General features: G+C 63.3%; 17 protein-coding genes. 10 read left to right on the top strand and 7 right to left on the bottom strand.

Features of this window, described 5'->3' with window-relative positions; all coding sequences use genetic code 11:
- Positions 1–26 precede the first annotated feature (26 nt).
- Both ATN38_RS29185 and ATN38_RS29190 read left to right on the top strand, forming a co-directional pair.
- Positions 27–659, top strand: a complete 633-nt coding sequence (locus tag ATN38_RS29185) for a response regulator transcription factor (protein WP_047269712.1) — start codon at positions 27–29, stop codon at positions 657–659.
- A gap of 17 nt (positions 660–676) precedes the next feature.
- A complete protein-coding gene (locus ATN38_RS29190) occupies positions 677–1,396 on the top strand; it encodes a DUF1707 domain-containing protein (RefSeq protein WP_007734485.1) in 720 nt (239 codons plus the stop codon).
- 4 nt (positions 1,397–1,400) lie between these two features.
- Here the strand turns inward: ATN38_RS29190 and ATN38_RS29195 are convergent, their stop codons facing one another.
- The gene (locus tag ATN38_RS29195) at positions 1,401–1,853 is read right to left on the bottom strand and encodes a MaoC family dehydratase (RefSeq protein ID WP_218749192.1); all 453 of its coding nucleotides are present in this window, start codon (positions 1,851–1,853) and stop codon (positions 1,401–1,403) included.
- A gap of 35 nt (positions 1,854–1,888) precedes the next feature.
- Positions 1,889–2,416, bottom strand: coding sequence for a cupin domain-containing protein (locus ATN38_RS29200; RefSeq protein WP_065456094.1), 528 nt, complete (start codon positions 2,414–2,416; stop codon positions 1,889–1,891).
- Between the two features lie 152 nt (positions 2,417–2,568).
- Between ATN38_RS29200 and ATN38_RS29205 the strand changes: the two genes are divergently transcribed.
- Both ATN38_RS29205 and ATN38_RS29210 read left to right on the top strand, forming a co-directional pair.
- Entirely contained in the window at positions 2,569–3,141 is a 573-nt protein-coding gene (locus tag ATN38_RS29205) for a TetR/AcrR family transcriptional regulator (RefSeq protein ID WP_054188003.1), read from the top strand.
- Between the two features lie 137 nt (positions 3,142–3,278).
- A complete protein-coding gene (locus ATN38_RS29210) occupies positions 3,279–5,147 on the top strand; it encodes a DUF2339 domain-containing protein (RefSeq protein WP_218749197.1) in 1,869 nt (622 codons plus the stop codon).
- On the opposite strand, the gene ATN38_RS29215 is transcribed toward ATN38_RS29210, so the two are convergent.
- The 3 genes from ATN38_RS29215 to trmB are packed head-to-tail and all read right to left on the bottom strand — an operon-like array spanning position 5,122 to position 9,540.
- Positions 5,122–8,067, bottom strand: coding sequence for an MMPL family transporter (locus ATN38_RS29215; RefSeq protein WP_218749198.1), 2,946 nt, complete (start codon positions 8,065–8,067; stop codon positions 5,122–5,124). The genes ATN38_RS29210 and ATN38_RS29215 overlap by 26 nt on opposite strands.
- Before the next feature lie 10 nt (positions 8,068–8,077).
- On the bottom strand, positions 8,078–8,785 hold the full coding sequence (locus tag ATN38_RS29220; RefSeq protein WP_003945733.1) for an NYN domain-containing protein: 708 nt from the start codon (positions 8,783–8,785) through the stop codon (positions 8,078–8,080).
- Positions 8,782–9,540 (bottom strand): tRNA (guanosine(46)-N7)-methyltransferase TrmB, encoded by a 759-nt coding sequence (gene trmB / locus ATN38_RS29225; RefSeq protein WP_007734493.1) that lies wholly within the window; start codon positions 9,538–9,540, stop codon positions 8,782–8,784. The genes ATN38_RS29220 and trmB overlap by 4 nt, the downstream gene beginning before the upstream one ends.
- A 199-nt stretch (positions 9,541–9,739) precedes the next feature.
- Between trmB and ATN38_RS29230 the strand changes: the two genes are divergently transcribed.
- The 6 genes from ATN38_RS29230 (at position 9,740) to epsC (ending at position 16,250) form a co-directional block, all read left to right on the top strand.
- The gene (locus ATN38_RS29230) at positions 9,740–10,636 is read left to right on the top strand and encodes a GTPase domain-containing protein (protein ID WP_218749199.1); all 897 of its coding nucleotides are present in this window, start codon (positions 9,740–9,742) and stop codon (positions 10,634–10,636) included.
- 181 nt (positions 10,637–10,817) lie between these two features.
- On the top strand, positions 10,818–11,969 hold the full coding sequence (locus ATN38_RS29235; RefSeq protein ID WP_231915004.1) for a hypothetical protein: 1,152 nt from the start codon (positions 10,818–10,820) through the stop codon (positions 11,967–11,969).
- Positions 11,970–12,103: 134 nt separating this feature from the next.
- On the top strand, positions 12,104–12,442 hold the full coding sequence (locus ATN38_RS29240; protein ID WP_063314962.1) for a DUF6802 family protein: 339 nt from the start codon (positions 12,104–12,106) through the stop codon (positions 12,440–12,442).
- 277 nt (positions 12,443–12,719) lie between these two features.
- The gene (locus ATN38_RS29245; protein WP_003945806.1) at positions 12,720–14,549 is read left to right on the top strand and encodes a phosphoenolpyruvate carboxykinase (GTP); all 1,830 of its coding nucleotides are present in this window, start codon (positions 12,720–12,722) and stop codon (positions 14,547–14,549) included.
- Between the two features lie 181 nt (positions 14,550–14,730).
- Positions 14,731–15,666: a cysteine synthase A gene (cysK, locus tag ATN38_RS29250; protein WP_003945916.1), complete on the top strand. Its 936-nt coding sequence runs from the start codon at positions 14,731–14,733 to the stop codon at positions 15,664–15,666.
- Positions 15,667–15,671: 5 nt separating this feature from the next.
- Complete coding sequence (epsC, locus tag ATN38_RS29255) at positions 15,672–16,250, top strand: serine O-acetyltransferase EpsC (RefSeq protein WP_003945907.1); 579 nt, start codon at positions 15,672–15,674, stop codon at positions 16,248–16,250.
- Between the two features lie 58 nt (positions 16,251–16,308).
- On the opposite strand, the gene ATN38_RS29260 is transcribed toward epsC, so the two are convergent.
- Entirely contained in the window at positions 16,309–16,611 is a 303-nt protein-coding gene (locus ATN38_RS29260) for a hypothetical protein (RefSeq protein ID WP_065351988.1), read from the bottom strand.
- 28 nt (positions 16,612–16,639) lie between these two features.
- Positions 16,640–17,587 (bottom strand): cation diffusion facilitator family transporter, encoded by a 948-nt coding sequence (locus ATN38_RS29265; protein WP_042452614.1) that lies wholly within the window; start codon positions 17,585–17,587, stop codon positions 16,640–16,642.
- Positions 17,588–17,597 lie beyond the last annotated feature (10 nt).

Consider the following 17,597-nt stretch of genomic DNA (forward strand, 5'->3'; position numbering starts at 1 on the left):
AACATGGCGAGAATCCGGTGACGGTGATGGTCGTCGACGATCACCCGATGTGGCGCGACGGTGTCTCCCGGGACCTCGAAGCTGCCGGCTTCACCGTGAGCGCCACGGCGGAGGGTGTCGAGAGTGCGCGCCGCCGGGCCGCCGCCGTGCAACCGGCGGTGGTTCTGATGGACATGAACCTGCCGGACGGAAACGGTGCCGACGCCACCACCGCAGTTCTCGAGGTTTCGCCGAAGAGCAAGGTACTGGTGCTTTCGGCCTCTGCCGAACGTGACGACGTCCTCGACGCGGTCAAAGCCGGAGCGTCGGGTTACCTGGTCAAGAGTGCTTCGGTGGCGGAACTGCTCGAGGCCGTGCGAGCGACTTTCGACGGACAAGCCGTCTTCACCCCCGGCCTCGCCGGATTGGTGCTCGGTGAGTACCGCCGGATGTCGACGGCACCGGCCGACGATCGCGCACCCGAGCTGCCTCGGCTCACCGACCGTGAGACCGAAGTGCTCCGTCTTGTCGCCAAGGGGCTGAGCGCAAAACAGATCGCCACGAGGCTCTCGCTCAGCCACCGGACCGTCGAAAACCATGTGCAGGCAACGCTTCGGAAGCTTCAGTTGGCCAATCGCGTCGAGCTCACGCGATACGCGATAGAACAAGGTCTCGAATAACGTTTATCCTGGAAATCATGGAGGCCAGGAATCTACGCGTATCCGATGCCGAACGAGAGCATGTCGGCGAGCTGCTGCAGAAAGCTGTCGGTCAAGGGATGCTCTCGCTCGGTGAGTTCACCGAGCGCATGGACACTGCCTTGGCCGCAAAGACACGAGGTGAGCTCAACTCGGTTCTCGCCGATCTTCCGGGCATCACACTGATCTCCGACTACGACCCACCCGCGTATCCCAACGCGGGTCAGCCGATGTACCAAGGCCAGCCCTACCCGGCGCCGACGTACCAACCCCAACCGCCGCCGGTTCACCCGAGCCCGCCTTACCGCGCTCCCGTCGGGGCTCCGGTTGTAGGTACTTACGGAGCGGCAAATGCTGCCGTGATCCGTGGACGAATGGCGACGGTGACGCGGAACGGTGCCTGGATCGTTCCACCAGCTGTCGTGGTCGACACCAGAATGTCCAGTGTGACTATCGATTTCACGCGTGCGGTGATGCAGACGCAGGTCGTGAACATCTCGATCGACGACTACGCCAGCTCGATTTCACTGATCGTTCCCGAAGAGGCGACGGTGGACATGAACGGTGTCGAGGCAGTCGGGGGAAGCGCGTCGAACAAGGTTCGGTCCGGCCCACAGATGGGCCCGCTGCATCTGGTGGTGCACGGCAAGGTGCGATTCGGCAGTGTCACCGCGAAGCATCCCTTCGGTACCACGATCCGAAAGATGTTCGGCTCCTGACCTTTCAGTGATACGCGCGGGTCAACATCTCGGCGACGCACACGGGCTTGTCACCGTGTTCTCGTTCGAACGTCTGCGTCACCGTGATCTGGACACCGCCGTTGATCGGTTCGACTTTGCTCAACGTCGCGCACATGCGGACACGAGAGCCGACCGGAAGCGGAGCGGGCAACCTGACCTTGTCGAATCCGCAGTTGAGAGCAAACGCAAAACCTTCGAGCGAGAACATTGCGTACGAGAACTTGGGGCCGAGTGAGAGCGTGTAGTTGCCGTGCGCGATGGTTCCGCCGAACGGTGACTCCTTCGCGCGATCCACATCGACGTGAATCCACTGATCGTCGCCGGTGACCCGGGCGAACTCGTCGATGGACTCCTGGGTGACATCGTGCCAGTCGCTGACGCCCAGCTCTTGGTTCAGGTTGGCGCTGAGGTCTTCTGCTCCGGTGAGTACAAGCATGAATTTTCCTTCGATCGGTAGGTGCTGACAGTCGGTCAGTGACTTTCGATGCCGAATCCCACACCGTGTGTCTGTGCGATCTCGGCGGTGGCAACGAGATCGAATTCGATCCCGAAGTCTGCTTCTACCCGCGCTGCAACCGATTCCGCGGCGGAACCTGCTTCGGCCAGTAGTTTCGGCATCAGTTCGAACAGGTCTTCCATTCCTCCGGGCGTGATGATTTCGAGAATCCGCGCTGGAGCGTCGTCGGGATTCCACACGGCGTGCCACTGGCCACGCGGTTTGAAGATCATGGCGCCGGTCTCCGCGTAGACGACCTCGTCTCCGACCATCGCTGCGACGCGGCCACTTTGAACCACCGTGTACTCGTCTTCCCGGCTGTGGCGATGGACCGGTGAGGTCATCGAATGCGGAGCGATGCGGTGTTGTACAAGAGAGAAACCTCCCTCGGTTTGTTTGCTACGAACCATCATCCGGACGCCGGTGGCCGCGAGGGTCCCGGCGAGGTCTTCGTCCGGTCCGAGGACGGTCGTGGTGGTGTTGTTCGGGGAATTCGGTGACATCGATTCAGTCCTTCGTCGTCGTGAGCGTCGTTGGCCGCGCTCCGGTTTGTTGATTCCCGAATCATGTACCAATCGGTCTAGTGATGCAAGGTTTTGACAATTTATGCACTTCAAGTGTTGTCGATATGTGTACTGATCGGTATATTGAACGTATGTCTACGAGGGATTTGTTGGTCGATGCCGCTGCCGATTTGTTGCAGCGGAAGGGCTACGCCGGAACGGGGGTGTCGGAAGTTCTCTCGGCTAGTGCGACTACCAAAGGTTCCTTGTACTTTCACTTTCCCGGCGGCAAGGAAGAACTCGCAGGCGAGGCTCTGAGGCGACGTGGCGAGGCAATGGCCGATTTCATCCGGCACCTGCTGGAGAGCTCACCCGATGCAGCCACCGCGATCTCGGCATTCGCCGCCGCATTGGCTGCGCGTTTGTCGGATTCGGACTACGAACGTGGATGCGCCCTGGCTACGGCAACACTGGATGCCGCAACCGAATCCGAGGTCATCCGCGGTGCTTGCGCGGACGGGTACAACTCGTGGCTCGCACTGCTGGCTCAGCGCCTCGAGGCAGACGGTTGGTCCCGCGAAGACTCCGAGTCCGAGGCAATTCTCGCTCTGTCCGCACTCGAGGGCGCGCTGGTCCTTGCTCGGGCGCGTCAGGATCCCGCTCCGCTTCACACTTCGGGTCGGCTTCTGTCCGAACGATTGCGGAACGCGGCACCTCGGCGTTAGTGCCCTGTCAGTCGATGATGCAGTCAGTCGAGGGTGCTGTCAGTCGAAGGTGTCCTCAGTTGAGTACGAGAAGTCCCCAGGCTGATCGAGTAGTACTACTCATCTGATCGGTTCGGCCACGCAGCAAGCTCGAAGCCATGACCACACCGAGCTCTTCCGCCGTCGATCCGCGACTGGTGACCGCCCTCTCGGCCGAGTGCGACAGCATCGGCCGGCAGTTGCGTCACATGGGCCAGAACCTGTCGATCCTGCAGACTCAGCTGTCCTCGGCTACTGCGACCCCGCCCATGCCGGTAGTTCCGGCACCCGCATCTCCGGTGCCACAGGTGCCGCAGATGCCGCCAATGCGTCCTCAGCAGAGCGTGCCCGCGTGGCAGCCGCCGACGTATCCGGTTGCCGCACCTCGCCAGCCCTGGTGGCAACGCGACGGTGTCATCAGTCGACTCCTGGCCGCGGCCGGTGTTGCCGTCACACTGATCGGCGTCGTGATGCTGCTGGTACTTGCAGCGCAGGCCGGATTCTTCGGACCTCCGCTGCGGGTGCTCGGCGGTGCGCTCCTTTCCGGCGCCTTGGTGTTTGCCGGTGTGCGGGTCCACGGACGACCAGGGGGCAAAGTTGGGGCAATTGCCCTGGCTGCCACCGGTTTTGCAGGGATGTATCTCGATGTCGTCGCAGCCTCCGTTCTCTACGGTTGGGTGACGACACCGCTCGCGATGGTGATTGCCTTCGGAATAGCCGCCGCCGGCGTTGCCCTCGCCGTGAAGTGGGATTCCGAATCGCTGGCGCTCATGATCGTTCTGGGAGCAGCGCTGCTGGCTCCCGTGTTGACGTCGGGAATATCGTTGACCCTCATCGGTTTCCTCTTCGCGATCCAATCGGCGACATTCTCCGCCCAGCTCGGTCGTGACTGGAAGTACCTGGGCATGGCGCGCACCGTACCGGTGGTTCTTGCACTGCTCGCAGCGATAGCGTCGGAGTCCATCTTCGACGAATCCGGTAACAGTGCAGTGCAATTGGTGATCAGTGCCGGCGTGGTTGCAATCGTGGGGGTCGGCTGCGCGATGGTTATGCAGTGGACGGGTTCGCCCTCGCGTGACGGCATTGCAGGGGCGTGGTCCACTGCTACCTTTGTCGTCTCGTCCCTTCCGCTGATGAGCGTCGGAGCCGTGCTCGGGCGCACCGAATCCGCAGTGCTGTACGGAATTGCTGCGGCACTACTTCTTTCGGCTGCAGCGGCGGCCAAGCCTTTGCCGACGCAACTGCGATTCGGACTGGGCGCAACCGGCGCCCTCGCATTGTTGCTCTGCTGCTTCTCCGGGGCGACTGAATCTCTGGTCGTACCGCTGATCCTCACGGTCGGAATGATCTTCCTCGGAGTCTCGCTGTATGCGGGTTCGCGCTTCGTCTTCGCACTCGGAACCGCCTTTGCGGCAATCGGATCGATCGGATACCTCACGATGGTTCCGCCGGAAGCGTTGACGACCGCTCGCGCCGCATCCAGGCAACTCGGTGCGATCACGGCGCTCTCGAGCCTGACGGCGATAGGCGCGGTGGTGATGCTGGTCTGGGCGATTCACCGACTGAAGTTGATTGCCGATTCGAATGCAGCGGTTCTATGGGCGGGCGCAGGGTTCGGTGTCCTCTACGCGGTGACGTGCGCGCTCGTCTCATCCGGCGTCGAAATTTTCGACAGTGCAACCGGATTCGTTGCCGGGCACAGCGTTGCAACCATCGTCTGGATGCTCGCCGCCACGTCAGCGCTGGTGCTCGGATTGAACAACCGCCAGCACGCTCGCGTCTTGCTCGGAGCCGGGCTTGCTCTCACCAGTGCGGCCGTGGCAAAGCTGTTCCTCTTCGACCTGGCCACACTCAGTGGGCTGGTGCGTAGCGTTGCCTTCCTGGTGGTCGGCTTGCTGCTCCTGCTGGTCGGGACACGTTATGCACGAGCCTTCGCCAAGCAGGAGCAGGAGCAGGAGCAGGTCAGCTTCGCTTCTGGCGAGCGATGAGCTCGCTCACGCTGATGGCGCCTGCGTCGTCAGGCCGGTGCCTGCCGGTGGCGTTGTCGTCGCCGTCGCCGTCAGGGGTGGCGTCCGAGACTCGGGGCTCGTTGGTAGGCGAAGGCGAATCCGTGAAAACCCCGTTACGACGCTCCGGAGCGGTCGGTGGAGGCGGCGACTGGGGGGTCGCCTCCACCGAGGTCGGGGCTGAACCGTTTGTTGCAGAGCCGTTGGTAGCACCGTTTGCGGAGCCGTTCCGGCTCGCGCCGTTGGAGCCGGAACTGCTGCTGGCAGCACCGTTGGTCGCCGAACCGTTTGTCCGCGAAGGCGTCCGGACCACCGGCAGTGGACGTGAGGCCGGGGGAGTCTGTTCCCGGGCCCGCAGGTCCGACAACCAACTCTCGATGGGACGCTCGGCCGGCGCAGCGGGCGTGGGGTTTCTGCGCTTGTCGCTGGCATTCGGTTGCGGCCGGTACGAGGGATTGGGTACCGGTGCCTCGATCAGGTTCTGGGGGGCGCTGGCTGCACTCCCGATATCGAGACGACGTCGCGGTGCCGGCTTCTCCGCGGCGGGAGCCTCCGTGTTGGGTGCCTTGATCGCCATTTCGCTGAGCGGAATGGGCTCGGTGAGAGGATCGGGAACGCGAGGTCCGCTTTCCGGCTGTGCAGCCGGGGCAGGCGGCGGCATGACCCGCGAGGCCGCTTCGATCTTGCGCGGCTGACCCGGTCCGGCGATCGCACCGACAGGCGCGATCTGCGGGACGTTCGCGAGTACCAGCTCGTTGTCGAGGATCGGCTCGCCCAGCCCGATCTTCTGCTGGATCCGCTTCATCCAGGCCGGAGCCCACCAGCAGTCGTCGCCGAGCAGTTTCATGGTCGCGGGGACCAGGAACATTCGGATGAGAGTCGCGTCGATGATCAGCGCGGAGATCATGCCGTAGGAGATGTATTTCATCATCACCAGATCGGACAAGCCGAATGCGCCGGTGACCACGATCAGAATCAGTGCGGCAGCGGTGATGATTCGTCCGGTATGTGCCGTGCCGATACGGATGGATTCGGTAGTACTCGCGCCCTGCGCTCGCGCTTCGACCATGCGGGAGAGCAGGAACACTTCGTAGTCGGTCGACAGGCCGTAGACGATCGCGATGATCAACACCAGGACGGGAGACATGATCGGCCCCGGTGTGAAGTTCAACAGACCGGAACCGTGCCCGTCGATGAAGATCCAGGTCAAGATTCCGAGCGTCGAACCCAGTCCGAGCGCGCTCATCAATGCGGCCTTGATGGGCAGGACGAGCGAGCCGAACGTCAAGAACATCAGCAAGGTCGTCAGCAGGATGACGGATACGACCATCAGCGGCAGACGATCGAGCAATGCGTCGACGCTGTCCTGCTCGATGGCCGGAGTACCGCCGACCAGCACAGTTGTGCCCTCGGGCCAGTCCGCGGACCGCAGATAGTCGATGGTGGGACGTGCCTCGTTCCGCTCCGTCAGACCGGCCTTGAGGACGTTGACACCGTCCTTCGTCGCAACCTCCGGGGTGAACTTCTCGACCAGACCCGGCGCAGCATTTGCGGTCTTGGAAATCTGACCGAGGGTGGTGTTGTCGGCTCCCTCGATGACGAGTCGAACGGGCTCGGTGCGATTGCCGGGGAAGAGTTCGTCGAACTGCGCCTGCGCGACACGCGTGGGGCTGTCCGGGGGCAGGTACGTCTCGTTGATACCGCCGAACTTGATGCCCGTCAGCGGAATGATCATCAGCAGTAGAGCCGCGACGATCGGGACCGCGACCTTGAGCGGATGCTGCATGACCCAGCGGGTGAGCTTGCCCCAGAAACCGTTCTCGATTTCCTCGTTGGTCTTGGTCTGACGCAGCTTCTTGAAGGTCAGCGCGTCGATCCGCTTGCCGAGAATGCCGAGAATCGCGGGAAGAATCGTGATGGACGAGATCGCGGCAAGCATGACGGCAGCAATGGCGCCGTAAGCCACCGATTTGAGGAAGCCCTGCGGGAACAACAGCAGACCGCCGAGGCTGACGGCAACCATGGTCGCCGAGAACATGACCGTTCTACCCGCCGTCATGACCGTTCGGCGTACAGCGGTCGGGGTGTCGTACCCCTCGGCTATCTCTTCTCGGAAACGGCTGACGATGAACAGTCCGTAGTCGATCGCGAGACCCAGGCCGACCAGAGAGACCACGGGCGCAACAAACGCGTTGACCTCGGTGAAGTTGGTGATCAGTCGAATGATGCCGTTGGCGCCGATGACGGTCAGACCGCCGACGATCAACGGGAGGGCAGCAGCGACGACGCCACCGAAGACGAAGAACAGCAGGACACCGACAGCAGGAATCGCGAGCATTTCCATGCGCTTGATGTCGTTGGCCATCGTGTCGTTGAGCGAATTCGCGACAGGTTGCAGGCCGGCGAGTTGCACGTCGACGCCGTCGATGTAGAACTGCGACTCGACGTCGCGGAAGTTGTTGGACACCGCGGTGTCGTTGTCTCCGGCGATCGCGATGCTGGTGACCGCGTGTTGCTTGGTCTTGTCCGCCAGGGCCGCCACCGAGAGACCGTTGTCGACCTTGAAGTACGAGCCGTTGATCTTCATGATCTGGTCGGGGTTGTCGGCGACGAGTCGCTGCAGATTGTCGATGACCTTCGCTTGGAACTCGGGGTCGTCGACGGTCTTGCCCTCCGGCGCCGTGTACAGCGCCAGAACGTCACCCGTCGTGCTGCGTCCGAACGTGCCGTCAGCGAGTTTGGCAGCCTCTACCGATTCCGACCCCGGATCGTCCCAGCCGCTCTGGCTGAGATGATCCTGCAGGCTCAGGCCGTACGCAGCGAGCCCGAGGAGCCCCGCCACCATGACAGCGATGACGGTGAAGCGGGCTCGATAGACGATGCTTCCCCAGCTGGCGAACACTGATCAACTCCTACTCGGCAACACTTTTTCGCCCGATGAGCAGGGCAGAAAGCGGTCGGAACGGCTGCAACCAGGCGCCCTCGTCGGGCAGGGTGTCCAGGCTTACCCGTGGCAGAGGCTCACGGAAGACACCTGGGATGTCCTCGAGATCGACGAAGTCCAAGATATCGGACGACACAGCCCAGCTGGCGTGTTCACGGAACCCGAGAACCTGGACCGGGATACCGGTTGCTGCGATGTCCTCGAGAGGTTCGCGGAACGCTTGGCCGTCGGCGGAGGCGACCATGATTCCGGCGAGGCCCTCGCCGTACCGGAGCGCGATGTGCTCGAGCATGTCCGAATCGACATCGCTGTCTTCATCGACCTTCGGCTTGGCGAACACCGCGAAACCCACGTTACGCAAGGCTTCGACCCAAGGACGAACGACGTCGGCGCTGCCGGACGCGATGTTGGTGAAGACGGTCGCTTCAGGCTCGAGCGTGCCGCTGTTCTGTGCGGACAGTTCGGCGGTGCGAGAGAGCAGCCAACGACCCAAAGCGTCGAATCGTGGCCGGTAGGCGGCGGTAGGCCGGCCACCGAGGATGGCGCCGAGGCCCATGTCGAGGTTAGGGGCGTCCCAGACCAGAAGCACCCGCTTGGGGTGGCGGGAGTCACGACCGAAGTCGAGAGGAGATTCCGACGACGTCACGTCGTCGGATAGCTGTTCGCTGACGCTCATGCTCTGATCTTCCCCCATATAAGCTCGGTGATTGCACTTCCGACCTTATGGGCTTTGTCCTCGAACTTGGTGACCGGACGCTCGTGGGTCATCGGAGACTCCCAGTCGAGTGCGGTCAGCAGCGGCTCGGCATTGCCGGCTTCTTCGATCCATTCGGCGTACTCGGCGTGATCGGTTGCCACGTGCAGGACTCCGCCGGGCTTGAGGCGGTTGGCGATCAGCGAGAACGTCGGCCCCTGCAGGAGGCGACGCTTGTGATGGCGGGCCTTGGGCCACGGATCCGGGAAGAACACCCGGACGCCCGTCAGGGACTCGGGGGCGACCATGTTCTCGAGTACGTCCATCGCGTCACCGCGCAGTACGCGGACGTTGGGAATTTCTTCGCGTTCGACCTGCTGGAGAAGCTGCGCCAGCCCGGGGCGGTACACCTCGATCGCGATCAGGTTCACGTGCGGTTCCGCCTTGGCCATTGCGGCCGTCGCGGTGCCGGTACCCGAACCGATCTCGATGATCAGGGGTGCTTCACGTCCGAACCAGGCGTTCGCGTCGAGCGGTGTGTCCGAGACGTCGGCGCCGATGAGCGGCCACTGACGGTCCCAAGCCTGCTGCTGTGCGTCGGTCAGCGCACCCCGGCGAGAGCGAAAGCTGGTCACTCTCGGATGGAGACGGGACCCCTTGGTGTGGTCCGTCTGCCCCGTGTCAGGGGTCTGCGGTGCATGCTGATCGGCTTCGTTCACGAACCCATTGTCACGCATGACCCCCGTTTAGCGCAGACGGGTCTGAAGTTTGAGTTGAGACTTTCCACGGAAAGTCCTGAAACCGTCGACTTCGGACTGTCGGCGAAAGGGTGGTGTCACCTGCCGTCCTTGCCGAGAACCTGACAGAATCTCACCGACACGATGGGGACGTGGGGTGGGGATGAACACAGGATTTGCATGCAGTAATTGGTCACGAATGTTGCCCGCAGAATCGATCGACGACGCCTGCTCGGAGCCGATCGATCAGTTGCGCGCTCTGGCATATCGGCTGACGTCGATCGATTCGGGAGCCGCAGAGGTGGTTCACTCCGTGCTCGGATCGCTGACTGCGCCGCTCGAGCTGGTGGTCGCCGGACGGGCCGGGGTGGGGCGGTCGTCGTTGGCGCGAATCCTGAGGCGCGACGACCGGTTCTCGCGCAGAGTTGTCGGCGCACCGGTTGTGGTGACCGAGTCGAGGGCATTCGATGTCCCTGGAACGTCGAACCCCGATCTGGGTCGTCGTTGCGTTGTCTACGTGGTGGTCGACGCGGTCCGCGACGTCGACGGCCGAGCCATTGCTCGAGTTTCCGATCGTGTGGTCGTCGCTGCGAACAAGGCTGACTTGTTCGGTCCGCGCTGGGACGAGGCGCTGGGACGGGCGGCGGAAATCTCGGAGAACGTCGGCGTGCCCACGGTTCCGGTGGAGACACTGACCGGGCGCGGCGTCGAAGAGTTGTTCGCGGCTCTCGGACCTGTTCTGGAGGCGCAGTGGTGGGGCCGGGTCGAGCAGATCGGCCCGGCGCTGAGGCGATCTGCCTCGCGCAGCATTGCGGGCAGGGACGAGATCGAGTTGTATCTGAGTTCGGACTCCGCGGTGTTGTTCGGCGCTGCGGCGGCGATGATGAGCCCCGAAATTCGAGCCCTGCGTCAAGGCGAGCCTCCCGATCCTCGTACCGCTGACGACGCGGGCACGTGCAGCCGGTGGTGGGGCGAGCTCGTGGACGAGTCGGAACAGTGTCCGCAACAAAGGGTCTCACTGATTCGACGCGGGTATGTGCGTCGGTGGGCGCAGCTCGGAGGCGATCGCTCTGCCCCGGCGGTGACCGATGAATAGCGTTTCGGTACTTCCGGATTCGGTGCTCCGCGTGGTGCAGCGATGGAATCCGGCATCCGATCCGGGTCGCCGGGTCGCCGCCGAAACATGCAGGGGCACTCGCATTTACGTTGTCGGTCCACCACGGTGTGGACGGGAAGACGTCGCGCAGATGTTCGATGCTTCGGATGACTGTTCGACAGTGACACGCGAGGTGGACGCCGACGTCGTACTTCTGGTCGTCGACGCTGCCAGTGTGATCGGACGCGAGGATCTCCTTCTCCTCGGCGACGCTGCGGCGAGCGGAACCCCGGTGGTGGTGGCGCTGACCCGCGTCGACGTCTATCGAGACTGGCAGGCGGTGCGCCGGCGTGATGCCGAGATTCTCGCTTCGCACTGCACCGCTTTTGCGCAGGCTCCCGTGGTCCCGATTGCGCCTGGTCAGGAGCAGTCACTCGTTGCGGTCGTGAGCCGGGCGGCACGGGAGAGGGAAGCAGGTGGTTCGGATTCCGGAGTCATCGCACAGACGCGCCGGATGATCGAGATGGAGATCCGGAATCTACGTGACGGTGTTCCTGGTGCCGAACTGCGGGCAGAGCGATCGCAGCTGCTCGCAGACCGTGACGGCCGGCGAGGCGAACGCCTGGTGCAGGTGCGAAGCCGACTGCAACGAGCGCGCGGGGATCTGTCACAACAAATCGCCGAGGCAACCCGGGCGACGGTCGCCGGGGCACGTGCCTGGGTCGACACGGCCTCGCGAGCCGAATTGGGCAGCGTGCCGACGCGACTGCAGCACGAGGTCGACCACCACACCCGGGTGTTCGACGCCGCGATGGCGGCAGCGGTGGAATCTGCGGGGACGAACGGATACATGCCTTCCCCGCAGATTCCGGAGGGCCTGCCGGGCCGTCAGCGCGGAAACGAGGACCGGGTGACAATTCTTGTCGGCGCGTCCGCGGGTCTCGGCCTCGGCCGTATCGCAGTGACTCCGCTGGAAATGATTCCGGCCTTGGAGTTCGCAAGTATCCCCGTGACGTTGATTCTGGGTGGCGCCGCGGCGTGGTGGTTGGCGCGAACTCGCGGGCTGACGGCCGATCGTGCCCACTCCAGGTCGTGGATCGTCGAATCGATGTCGGCGGTTCGCGCTCAGTGGGAGCAGCGAGTGCAGAGCGTGCTGCTCGAGGCCGAGGCGGATCTGGGAGCGGCGATCATGGCGGAGAGTCGCGAGCAGTTGGCGTCGGCGCAGGCCCGAATCGTGGAGATCGACGGTGAACTTCGTGAGCTCGCCGCGGCCAGATCGGGTCAGCTCGCGTCGTGCGAGCGCGACCTCGCCGTTTTGAACACCGCCTACTGATCATTTCGCGAGTGCAGAGTTCTCCACAGTGCGGCAATTTCGGCCACGTCTGATCGTCGGGGTCTGGTAATACTGAGCGGACGGTTTCGGTAGGGGTTGCCGAAGCAGTAGGTCACCATCCAGTAGGGGGAGTAATGGAAGCATTTCTGATCACGGCCGGACACATCGACGGGCACGAAGCCGAAGCGCTCGATCCTGGGCGTATCGAGCCCGAGACCTTCGGGCCCGCGTCGGGACCGGTCGATGCCGGCGACCTGAACTTCGACGCCTTCGACTTGGACGGTGACGGAACGGTCGACAGCCGTGTCGTCCACTCCGACGACGCCGTCGTGATCGTGTCCGATTTCGATCGCGACGGTAGCGCCGATCGCCTCACGATGATCGAGTCGGACGGCGACTACTCGGCCTGGGAATGCAGTCGAGACGACGAAGGCGCCCTCGTGTGGCAGAAAATCGATGCCGGAGCGCTCTGAAAAGCTTCCGTTTATGTGCTCTGAGCGCCGGGTAGGCACCTGAACACACCAACTGAATCGTTTCTGTGACATTTCTGACCGCACCCGATTACCTGCAGGTGAACAGCCAGCGTTAACCTCAATACATAGGACACCCGGCGTCCGTGAAATCCACGTGAGTGGATGACGCGGCTGGACCCCGTCGAGAGGGGGACACCGGGATCGACTGGTATCGGGGCGCTGCAGTTCGCATCCGGTGTCACGAGAACCCGGTTCCGGCTCACCCCAGGAGAGTTTGATGACCTCAGCGACCATTCCCGGTCTCAATGGAACTGACGGCACGCCCCCCACGCAGCACAAGGAACTGCTTGCATGGGTGCAAGAGGTTGCCGAACTCACCCAGCCTGATCGCGTCGTCTTCGCAGACGGCTCGGACGAAGAATGGGACCGACTGACAACGAAGTTGGTCGAGGCAGGAACCTTCACCCGCCTCAACGACGAGAAGAAGCCGAACTCTTTCCTCGGCAACTCCGATCCGTCCGATGTCGCGCGAGTCGAATCGCGTACGTACATCTGCTCGAAGGAAGAAATCGACGCAGGTCCCACCAACAACTGGATGGACCCGGCGGAGATGCGCACCCTCATGGGTGACCTGTACCGCGGTTGCATGCGTGGACGCACCATGTACGTCGTGCCGTTCTGCATGGGCCCCCTCGACGCCGAGGACCCGAAGCTGGGCGTCGAGCTCACCGATTCCGAGTACGTCGTCGTATCCATGCGCGTCATGACCCGCATGGGCAGCAAGGTTCTCGACAAGCTCGGCACCGACGGATTCTTCGTCAAGGCGCTGCACTCGCTGGGCGCTCCGCTGGCCGAAGGCCAGGAAGACGTCGCGTGGCCGTGCAACGACACCAAGTACATCACCCACTTCCCCGAGGATCGTGAGATCTGGAGCTTCGGTTCCGGCTACGGCGGAAACGCTCTCCTGGGCAAGAAGTGCTACTCGCTGCGTATCGCCTCGGCAATGGCGCACGACGAGGGCTGGCTGGCCGAGCACATGCTCATCCTCAAGCTCATCTCGCCCGAGGACAAGGCCTACTACATCGCGGCGGCATTCCCCTCCGCTTGTGGCAAGACCAACCTCGCGATGATCCAGCCGACCATCCCCGGGTGGCGCGCCGAGACCCTCGGTGACGACATCGCCTGGATGCGTTTCGGTGAGGACGGACAGCTGTACGCCGTCAACCCGGAATTCGGTTTCTTCGGCGTGGCTCCCGGCACCAACTGGTCCTCGAACCCCAACGCCATGCGCACCATCGACCAGGGCAACACGGTCTTCACCAACGTCGCTCTGACTGACGACGGTGACGTCTGGTGGGAAGGCCTCGAAGGCGACCCGCAGCACCTGATCGACTGGAAGGGCAACGAGTGGACGCCCGAGTCGGGCACCCATGCGGCTCATCCCAACTCGCGTTACTGCACCCCGATGTCGCAGTGCCCGATCATGGCTCCCGAGTGGGACGACCCGAAGGGCGTGCCGATCTCGGCAATCCTGTTCGGCGGACGCCGCAAGACGACGGTTCCGCTGGTCACCGAGGCTCGCGACTGGCAGCACGGCGTCTTCATGGGTGCAACGGTCGGCTCCGAGCAGACCGCAGCAGCCGAAGGCCAGGTCGGTACGGTTCGCCGCGATCCGATGGCAATGCTGCCGTTCCTCGGCTACAACGTCGGTGACTACTTCCAGCACTGGATCGACCTCGGCAAGTCCGCGGACGCGTCCAAGCTCCCCAAGGTCTTCTACGTCAACTGGTTCCGCCGCGGCGACGACGGACGCTTCCTGTGGCCAGGCTTCGGCGAGAACTCTCGCGTCCTGAAGTGGATCGTCGAGCGTATCGAGCACAAGGCTGCCGGTATCGACACCCCGATCGGCGTCGTTCCCACCGGATCGGCACTCGACATCGAAGGCCTGGACGTGTCGGACGCCGACATCACCGAGGCCCTCGCGGTCAACATCGACGAGTGGAAGGCCGAGATCCCGCTCATCGAAGAGTGGTTCGACTTCGTCGGCGAGAAGCTGCCGACCGGCATTCGCGACGAGTTCGAAGCTCTGAAGCAGCGGTTGGCCTGATAAACCGCCCCCGTATGTAGTGGCCTGATGCCGCATTGGTTCAATTTGATGAACCGATGCGGCATCGGTCGTCTGTATGCCCTTGCCTGTAGCCGTTAAGCAGTTCAGCCGTTATGCAGTTCAGCCGTAAAGCAGTGATCAGCGAGCGGGTCGACACACTCGATCCTCAGGAGGACCAGATATGAGCGGGATCTACAACAACGTGACCGAATTGGTCGGGCGCACCCCGATCGTGCGGCTCAACCGTCTGACCGAGGGCCTGGACGCACAGGTCGCCGTCAAGCTCGAGTTCTACAACCCGGCCAACAGCGTCAAGGACCGGATCGGCGTGGCGATCATCGACGCCGCCGAGAAGTCCGGAGCACTCAAGCCCGGTGGCACGATCGTCGAGGGAACCAGCGGTAACACGGGTATCGCACTCGCCATGGTCGGTGCTGCTCGTGGCTACAAGGTCATCCTGACCATGCCCGAGACCATGTCCACCGAGCGTCGCGTGATGCTGCGTGCTTACGGCGCCGAGATCGTGCTGACCCCGGGATCCGAGGGCATGGCCGGTGCGGTCGCCAAGGCCAAGGAAATCGTCGAGCAGACCGAGAACGCTGTCTCGGCCAGCCAGTTCGCGAACCCGGCCAACCCGGCCATCCACGAGGCAACGACGGGCGAAGAGGTCTGGGCCGACACCGACGGCGCCGTCGACATCTTCGTGTCCGGCATCGGCACCGGCGGCACAATCACCGGCGTCGGACGCACTCTTCGCAAGTACAAGCCCGAGGTCAAGATCGTGGGCGTCGAGCCCATCGACTCGCCGATCCTCAACGGTGGCCAGCCCGGCCCCCACAAGATCCAGGGAATCGGCGCGAACTTCGTGCCCGACGTCCTCGATCGCGAGATCTACGACGAGATCATCGACGTCTCGTTCCCCGATTCCATCGAGGTCGCTCGCGCACTCGGCACCAAGGAAGGCATCCTGGGCGGCATCTCGTCCGGCGCCATCGTCTGGGCAGCACTCGAGTTGGCGAAGCGTCCGGAAAACGCCGGCAAGCTGATCGTGGCTGTCGTGTGCGACTTCGGCGAGCGTTACATCTCCACCCCGCTGTTCGAACACATCCGGGACTGAGACTGGTGAGTATCCTCGGGACAATTCGCGAGGACCTGCAGGCTGCGCGCGGTCAGGATCCTGCCGCGCGCAGCAATGTGGAGAACGCGCTCGTTTATTCAGGGCTGCATGCCATTTGGGCACATCGGGTTGCGCATCGCATGTGGGCCGTCCCCGCGCTACGCGGCCCGGCGCGAGTGCTCTCGCAGCTGACACGCTTCGTCACCGGCATCGAGATTCATCCCGGTGCCACCATCGGTCGGCGGTTTTTCATCGATCACGGCATGGGCGTCGTGATCGGGGAGACGGCCGAGGTCGGTAACGACGTGATGCTCTATCACGGCGTCACTCTCGGTGGTCGCTCACTCGAGCAGGTCAAGCGTCACCCGACGCTGGGAGACCGGGTCACCGTCGGCGCTGGTGCCAAGATCCTCGGACCTGTCGTCATCGGTGAAGGTAGCGCTATCGGCGCTAATGCCGTTGTCACCAGAGATGTTCCGGCCGAATCCATCGCGACGGGTATCCCGGCGGTGGCGCGGCCACGGACCACCAAGGAAAAACTGGTGGACCCGAACAGCTACATCGATCCTGCGATGTACATCTGAAGCGCTCCTTCTTCGATGGCCACCCTCGTGTAGACGGCGGGTGGCCATCGGCGTCTGTTCAGGCTCGCGTCAAGTGCCACCCGCGACGTCCCAGTACGACGGCAGTCAGAGCGCCCAGTGCTGCTCCGATCAAGGGATAGCAGGCCAGGACGAGCCAGCGCGGTCCGTCTAAGGGTTCGTAGGCGGTGGCTATTGTCGACTCGTAGTCCCGAGCCATCTGCACGTCCCGGAACGGTACGTAGGAACCCTGATAGACGATGGTCTCGTCAGGGCTGGTCATCACGTCGATCAGACTGCCCACCAGGGGAATTCCCCCGACGACAAATCCCAGAACCGCCAGAATCACGATCAGTGTGCGCATCGCCCGAGCCTATCGCCCGGCAGGAAGTTCAGACTGTGATCGACGGTTCTTCGGGGGTCGAGAGGGTCAGGATCGCCCGCACGACACGTGGGCTCTGCTCGAGTGAGCGCTCGAGTTCGCGCAACGTGTGGGCCACACGGGATTCCGCGTAGTCACCGACCAGGTCGACGCTGGCCACCAGGTAGACCTGCCGCGGCCCGAGGTATTCCATGCGTAGGAACGTGATTCGGTTGATTTCGGGTAGTTGAGTGAGAGCTTCGACGGCTGCTGCCCGCAGCGTCGGTGAGGCCTCTTCGCCGACCAGGAAGCGGCGGTTCCGATCTATCAGAATGATTGCGATGACCCCGAGGAGAATGCCGACGAAGATGGAGCCGAGGGCGTCGGGGATCGGCGAACCGGTGACCTGGTGCAACAGAACACCGACGAACGCGATGACCAAACCGATAAGTGCCGCAGCATCTTCGGCGAACACGGCCCGAGTCGTCGGGTCGGATGTGTTGAGTGCCTGGGTCATGACGTCGCGGTTCACGGCGGACGCTTCGTTTCGGAGTTGTTTGTACGCCTGCCGGAACGAGATGCCTTCGAGGATGAACGAGACGCCGAGGACGGCGTAGGCGACACCGAAGTCGGACGCCGGTTCGGAATGGAACAGTTCCTGGATGCCATGAGTGATCGAGACACCCGCGCCGAGTGCAAACAGTCCGAGAGCGGCGAACATCGACCAGATGTATGCCTCCCGGCCGTAGCCGAGTGGCTGGTCTCGGTCGGGAACCCTTTTCGAGCGGCGGTTCGCGATCAGCAGCAGCACTTCGTTGCCGGTATCGGCCCAGGAGTGGGTGGCCTCTGCGACCATCGATGCAGATCCGGTGACGATGGCGGCCGCCGTCTTGGCACCGGCGATCAGCGCGTTCGCCGCAAACGCCAGTACGACCGTCGTGGTGCTCTCGTCGGCCGATGCTTCCGTTTCGGTGCTCACGATTCTCAGG

Source organism: Rhodococcus sp. FH8 (genome assembly GCF_019266085.1).
In the GTDB taxonomy this organism is placed as follows: Bacteria; Actinomycetota; Actinomycetes; order Mycobacteriales; family Mycobacteriaceae; genus Rhodococcus_F; species Rhodococcus_F qingshengii.